The organism is Pseudomonas sp. PME37.24/006 (genome assembly GCF_055556635.1).
This window is the reverse complement of sequence record NZ_JBVHNL010000112.1, coordinates 1-270: the sequence shown is the minus strand read 5'-3', so window position 1 is coordinate 270 and position 270 is coordinate 1. Positions and strand designations below refer to the sequence as shown.

1 protein-coding gene is annotated in these 270 nt (G+C 73.7%); it reads right to left on the bottom strand.

Annotated features, from left to right (window positions below):
• Positions 1 to 270 (bottom strand): hypothetical protein (locus tag ACZ3GY_RS24050; protein WP_465912257.1); only part of this gene is annotated, 270 nt, incomplete at both ends.

Below are 270 nucleotides of genomic sequence, written 5' to 3'. Positions count from 1 at the left end.
CGGGCCGATCCACGGCACGGCTCCCGCCGCGGACCACACGGGGTCGTCCGTGAGCGCGTGCGCCGCCGCGAGGTCTTCGGCGCTCGCCCCGAGTGCGTCGGTCCATCCCATCGGGTCGTCGGCCGTGGTCACAGTACTCAGGGCGGCACGAGCGGCAGAAAGATGGCGATACGCCATGGCCCCGCGCACGGCGAGCCAGACGGCCGCCCCCAGCCCCAGGACCACTACGAGCGCGGTGAGGGTGACCAGCACCCGTTCGACGGAGCCGAC